Source organism: Clostridium sp., from assembly GCF_040797585.1.
In the GTDB taxonomy this organism is placed as follows: domain Bacteria; phylum Bacillota; class Clostridia; order Clostridiales; family Clostridiaceae; genus Clostridium_Z.
Map to the genome: position 1 here is coordinate 21,015 of NZ_JBFNEO010000011.1, position 6,158 is coordinate 27,172.

The 6,158-nt window shown below is 29.5% G+C and carries 5 protein-coding genes; 4 read left to right on the forward strand and 1 reads right to left on the reverse strand.

From position 1 onward, the window contains the following. The first annotated feature begins 57 nt into the window (after window positions 1–57). On the forward strand, window positions 58–1,848 hold the full coding sequence (locus tag AB2369_RS01535; protein WP_367664708.1) for a heme NO-binding domain-containing protein: 1,791 nt from the start codon (window positions 58–60) through the stop codon (window positions 1,846–1,848). A 160-nt stretch (window positions 1,849–2,008) separates the two neighbouring features. Here the strand turns inward: AB2369_RS01535 and AB2369_RS01540 are convergent, their stop codons facing one another. Beyond that, the gene (locus AB2369_RS01540) at window positions 2,009–3,058 is read right to left on the reverse strand and encodes a transporter (RefSeq protein ID WP_367664709.1); all 1,050 of its coding nucleotides are present in this window, start codon (window positions 3,056–3,058) and stop codon (window positions 2,009–2,011) included. A gap of 122 nt (window positions 3,059–3,180) precedes the next feature. Here AB2369_RS01540 and AB2369_RS01545 point away from each other — a divergent pair, with 122 nt between their 5' ends. The 3 genes from AB2369_RS01545 to AB2369_RS01555 form a co-directional block, all read left to right on the forward strand. After that, complete coding sequence (locus AB2369_RS01545; RefSeq protein ID WP_367664710.1) at window positions 3,181–4,266, forward strand: head-tail adaptor protein; 1,086 nt, start codon at window positions 3,181–3,183, stop codon at window positions 4,264–4,266. Between the two features lie 59 nt (window positions 4,267–4,325). Continuing rightward, a complete protein-coding gene (locus AB2369_RS01550; protein ID WP_367664711.1) occupies window positions 4,326–5,258 on the forward strand; it encodes a TIGR01212 family radical SAM protein in 933 nt (310 codons plus the stop codon). A 192-nt stretch (window positions 5,259–5,450) separates the two neighbouring features. Beyond that, window positions 5,451–6,158: hypothetical protein (locus tag AB2369_RS01555; protein ID WP_367664712.1), on the forward strand; the 708-nt coding region annotated here is incomplete at its 3' end.

Consider the following 6,158-nt stretch of genomic DNA (forward strand, 5'->3'; position numbering starts at 1 on the left):
GTTAACAAATAATTAAGTAAGTAAATTATATTAATACCATATATAGGGGGCGTATTTATGAAAGGAACAGTAGTATCTACATGGATTAAGACTTGTAGGAATCTATATGGAAATGATGTGGTTAACAGTGCTATGGAGAATTCAGGGTGGAATAGTAATAAAATATTTACACCTGTGGAAACAGTAGATGATGATAAGATAAAAGCTGTTATAGGTGATATAGCTAAGAAAAAAAATATAGAGATAGGAAAACTTTGGAGAGACCTTGGTGAAAGCAATCTGAATACTTTCTATAATGACTATCCTGCATTATTTGAACATGAAAATTTATATTCATTTTTAAAGTCTTTATATGATATCCATGTAGTTATGACAAAGAAGTTTAGTGGGGCAAAACCTCCGCTAGTTGGCATCGAACCTGTATCTTCTAGAGAGGCATATTTTACATATAGATCTAAAAGAGGGATGTTCGATTATTTTTTAGGCCTATTAAATGGAAGTTGTATACATTTTAACGAAAATATACAAGTTCATGAAGTAGAAAGAAGTAGCGATTACTTAAAACTTAAGTTGACTTTTGAGAAGGATATATATTATAAAAAGAAATACTTTTTCAATAGCTTACTATCATTTGGAGTTATAAGAAGCCTTCCAGGTAAAGTAGCAGTAGCCACATTAATACCAACTTTGATATCATCAATGTTATTAACAGGAATAATAAAAGGCGCAATAATATCAGGTATTTCAACTTTTGTGAGTTTTATAGTAACATCACTTTTAATAAGCCCTAAAAATGAGATAATGGAAGAACTTAAAAGAATAAATGACAATAAGTATTTTCATGATGGTAAAATAGTTACAAGGGATTTCTTTGAGGAGATATATGATGAGATAAAGGATTATAATAAAATATTAAGAGCAGATTTCACAGGTTTTAAGGGTATAACAGATGAAATGAATAGTTTTGTAGCTATAATAAATAATATTTCAGATACAATGAATTATACCTCAGGGGAAATATCAAATGTAGTAGAGCAGGTTGCGACGGGGGCGGTATCTCAAGCGCAAAATACAGAAGAAGTAGCATCTAGGTTAAACGGTAATATAGAAGCATTAAAGACAATAGTTGATAATGAAAACTCAAATAAGAAGGAACTTGAAGAAGCTATAGATAAGATAAATAATAGCTTCAGTAATGTGGACAATGCATCTAAAAATATAAAAACAACCCTTGAAAGTTTTATGAAGGTAAAAGATAGTGGTTCTAACCTTCAAGGAAAGGCTAAAGATATAACAAACATTGTTTCAATAGTTTCTGATATAGCAGAACAAACAAATCTTCTAGCACTTAATGCATCCATAGAGGCTGCAAGGGCTGGAGAGCAAGGAAGAGGTTTCGCTGTGGTGGCAGAGTCTATAAGAAAGCTGGCAGAGCAATCAAAGGATGCTGTTAGAGATATAAATTCAAATCTTGCTCAGTTTGTAGAAGATATAGGACTTTTAGTTGGAAATATAGATGATCAGTATAAAGTTTTAGAAGAAGAGACAAGTAGTTTAGGGATTGTGAGAGATATTAGTTATGAAGCTACTATATCAATACAGTCTGTATCTACGTCAATGATAACAACTATAAGTGAACTTAATAAAGAGGCAGATTCTATAGCTTCAATATATGAGACCATAGAGTCACTAGCTGCCATTGCAGAGGAGAATTCGGCTTCTTCAGAAGAAGTTAGTGCAAATGTATCTAAGTATACAGAAGAGATAAAGAAACTCATAAAGAATATTTCAGAGTTTAAAAAAATTACTAATCAATTCAAGATAGATTTAGAAAAATATAAGATTTAGTTGGAGATAATAAAGAGGTTATTAAGATATATAAGTTAAAATTATATTTTGTATGAAGTTAAAAATTTACTTTATTAATAGTAATAGTAAGTAATTTATGATTACCATAGTTTATATATTAAAATATTTTTAATAGAAATAAGGTGAGGAATACCTCACCTTATTTGTTTTTTATAAAGAAGAAATGAAGAAGTTGAGCCATAAATATTAAACTTATTCCACCAAATATAGGATAGAGTATAGTTATTAAGTTTGTAAAACCTATTTGGGATATAGGAATAGCAAGTAAAACTATTACAAATATTCCCTTCCTAAAAGGAAGTTTAAATTTATACTCTAAGGTTTTAGCTATGCTGTATATATTTGAAACCTCTGTTGAGAACATTTCACACCAAATTATAATTAAAAGAGCTATTTGAATAGACTTACCAAATCTGTTAGTTATATAAAGAAGAGGTACCTCATACTGATTTATATATGGCTGATTTAACATAAGCATTATGTTTATAAATATACAGAGAACTGTAAGTACTAGTGCACCAATTGATACACCCCATAATATGTGTTTTTCCTTTTTTAATTCCTTGCTTAAAGGAACTAAAACTCCACTGGAAGAAAGGAGATTAAATCCCGCATATAATAAAGTTGAAAGAAGCCAATTGCTTTTAGTATAAGGTATGGATGTTAGATGTTTTACGGTTATCATATCTTTATAAAATAATAGATATAGAGTAAAGATGGTGACTATTACCATGATAAGTGAAGGAACTATAAAACTATTTATTTTTATAAGTCCACTGGTATCTTTAAGTAGAGTTAATATAGAGAAAGTGGCCATAAGTAGTATACCAATCCATCTAGATACTCCAAAGTATTGATTTAAAAGAGCACCACTTCCAGCCAATATTATGGCTGAACCACTTAAAAGGAAAAGTCCAGTTATAATATCTATAATTTTTCCAAGAAAACCGGGACTTATAAAGGTTATAAATTCATTATAAGAGTTTAAGTTATATTTAATACTTAAACTACTAATAATTCCTCCAATTAAAATATATATTACTCCACAAATTATTATTCCAATAAAGCTTGGAAAACCATAAGAAGTAAAAAATTGTGTTATTTCTTTACCAGAAGCAAGTCCGGCACCTACAATGGTTCCAATAAACACAGCAGCACATTGAAAGACTAGAGAAAAGCCTTTTTTCACAAAATATCACTCCTATAAAATTTATATCTATATAAATATATAAGAGTAATCATAGAAAAATGAATTTATAAGTGTTTTTTTTGGAAACCTATAATAGATAATTTAAATAGGGAGTGATATAGGTGAGAAGAAAATTATGGCTTTTATTTTTTCTTTTAATAATGGTGTCCATAATTGGGTGCAATTCTTCATCAAATAAAAAGGATAAGAGTGAAGAAGAAAAGTTTAATACTCAAATTGCTAAAAATGTAGCAGATAATTATATGAATGCACTTATGGCTAATAATATTGATGAAGCTAAGAAGTGTTTAGATAAGAGTATAATTGAGAAAACAAAGATAGAAAGTAAAAGTAACTTGGTTATTGCGGGATGGCAAACAGAAGATTCTACAGAGGTTGGAAAAGCTAGTTTATTCAAAGTAAAGACAGCGAAAATTATGAAGGATAAACCTTATTCATTATTAGAAGAATATAAATTAAAGGTATCTAAAAAAGATGGGGAATACAAAATTAATGATATTTCAACAACAGAGTCTCAAGAAGTTTTTATGGAAAATGGAGCTATAAGAGTTAGAAATAAAGATAATGTAAAGACTCAGCTTGTGGTAGATATGAGTGGTATACCCAATTATGCTTATCCTAAAACTGATGGTGCAAATATTGAAAGATTGGAAACTCCTAAAAGTGAGTTTGGAATAATGACTTTATCTTATTCAGGATCAAAACTTGCTATTTCAACTAAGGGTAATGGGAAATCTTATGTTGCAATACTTGTAATTGATGATTCAATGCAAACCCAGGGTGGGCAAGGTGGTGGAGGAAGCCAAAGTGGCGCAGAAGAAGGCGGGGGTGGATCTTCGGGAAAAGAAAGTAAAACAGGACCAAGAGAAATTCCTATAGGCAAAAAAATCCTTAGTATTGACTTATTAAAAGATGAAATAGATCTTATTACCTTCTCAAAAACAGAAAAATTTTTAAATGTACAATATAAAAATCAAGGAGGAACATACATTAAGTTATATAATGCAGAATCATCAGAGGTAATGTCAAAGGAGATAGAGGATAAGTTTCCTAAAAGTAAGTATGATGTTACACTTGTCAGATTTGAAGAAGAAAATCTTATATTTGAGGTAAAAGGAAAGACGGATAATGTAGAAAATGGAAAATATGAAATTGACTTAAAGGACTTTAAGATTGAGAAATTATAATATATAATTAATAGTAATTATTAATTATATATTACTTGGTTAAATGAAAGGAATAATTTATGCAAAAGATGTGGGGAGATAAAAGATATAGAAGCTTAAACTATTTTCTTAGAGAAAAGTATAAAGAGAAAGTATTTAAGATATCTCTAGATGGAGGATTTACTTGTCCTAATAGAGATGGAAAAGTAGCAAAGGGTGGATGTACTTTCTGTAGTTCTCATGGATCAGGAGACTTTGCGGGTAGTAGGAAGCTATCTATATCTAATCAATTTATAGATATAAAAGATATGATGAATAAGAAATGGAAAAATGGTAAGTACATTGCTTATTTTCAGGCATATACAAACACTTACGGACCTATAGATGATCTTAGACAAAAGTATGAAGAAGCTATTAAAGATGAGGGCGTAGTTGCCTTAGCTATAGCTACTAGACCAGATTGTTTAGGTGAGGATGTGTTAGATCTTTTAGAGGAATTTAGCAAGAAAATTCATATATGGATAGAGCTTGGATTCCAAACTTCTAGGGATGATATAGCAAGGAACTTCAATAGAGGATACGATAGAGAGGTATTTGACAAGGCTGTAGAAGGACTTAGGAGTAGAGATATAGATGTAGTAGTGCATACAATCTTTGGACTTCCAGAGGAAAGTCATGAAGATATGTTAAATACAGTTAAGTATGTTGTTAATAAAGATATACAAGGTATAAAACTTCATCTTCTTCATCTTATGGAGAATACTCCTATGGTTAAGGATTATGAGGAAGGTAGACTTAAATTCTTAGAACAAAATGAGTATGTAGAGCTTATAGGAAAGGCAATATGTTTAATTCCTGATAATATAGTAATACATAGACTAACAGGAGATGCACCAAGAGAAAGCTTAATAGGACCTATGTGGAGTTTAAAGAAATGGGAGATACTAAATGCTATAGATAAGCATCTAGAGGATAATGATTTATATCAGGGAAAGTATTGTGAAAACAAATAATTAACAAAATGCCAAAATTTCTGATGATTATGAAGGAAATTTGGCATTTTTTCTAATTATATGAAATTTTTTTATTATTTTTTAGGGAAAGGATTTCACAAATTCTTAATGATATGTTAAGATTTAATTAAATAACCTTACAAAATATAGTAGTATATAGATAGAGTAGTAGCTTAGTGGGAGGGAAATTTAATGTACTATTTGAAAAGCTTCTTAGAGGAATTAAGTTTAAATTCAGGAGTTAAATTTAACATATTAACAGAGAGCGGAGAACATATTTATTTAGGAGAAGAAATAGAGGAAAAAAAGAGAATTAGTGTAAAGCTATCCCTAGGAAGTAAAGAATATTTTCTAATAATGAACAATGAATACCATTTATGCATGCCTGTTATTAAATATTACATAGAAGAAAGATACTCGCAATTATTCTATTTAAGAGAGCAATTCTTTATTGATGCTATTCAAGGGAATAAGGTTTGTCTGGACAAGCTAAATGAAATAGTACCTTTTCTCAAGGAAGGTGGAATGTTTATTTTAATTAAGGTAGATGGTAGCAAGTATGAGGCATTAAATATATTAAAAACTTATTATTGTGAAAAACAAGTAGTAACTATGATATATGATAATGATTTACTTGTTATAGGAAACTTTGATAATATAAAAGATGAATGTAAGATCATAAAAGGGTTAATTACAGAAAAGCTTTATTGTAGATGCTGTATAAGTTATGGGAGTGAAGCTTTTACCATAGAGTCTATAAAAAAGTCTTATGAAGAAGCTAAAGAAGCTATGAAGTTAGGAGAAAAATTAGGCGGAAAAAACGACATTTATGATTATAATGGGATGCTTTTTGAGAAAGCTATATTTAGTATGAGTGATAAGGTTAAAAAAGAATATCTA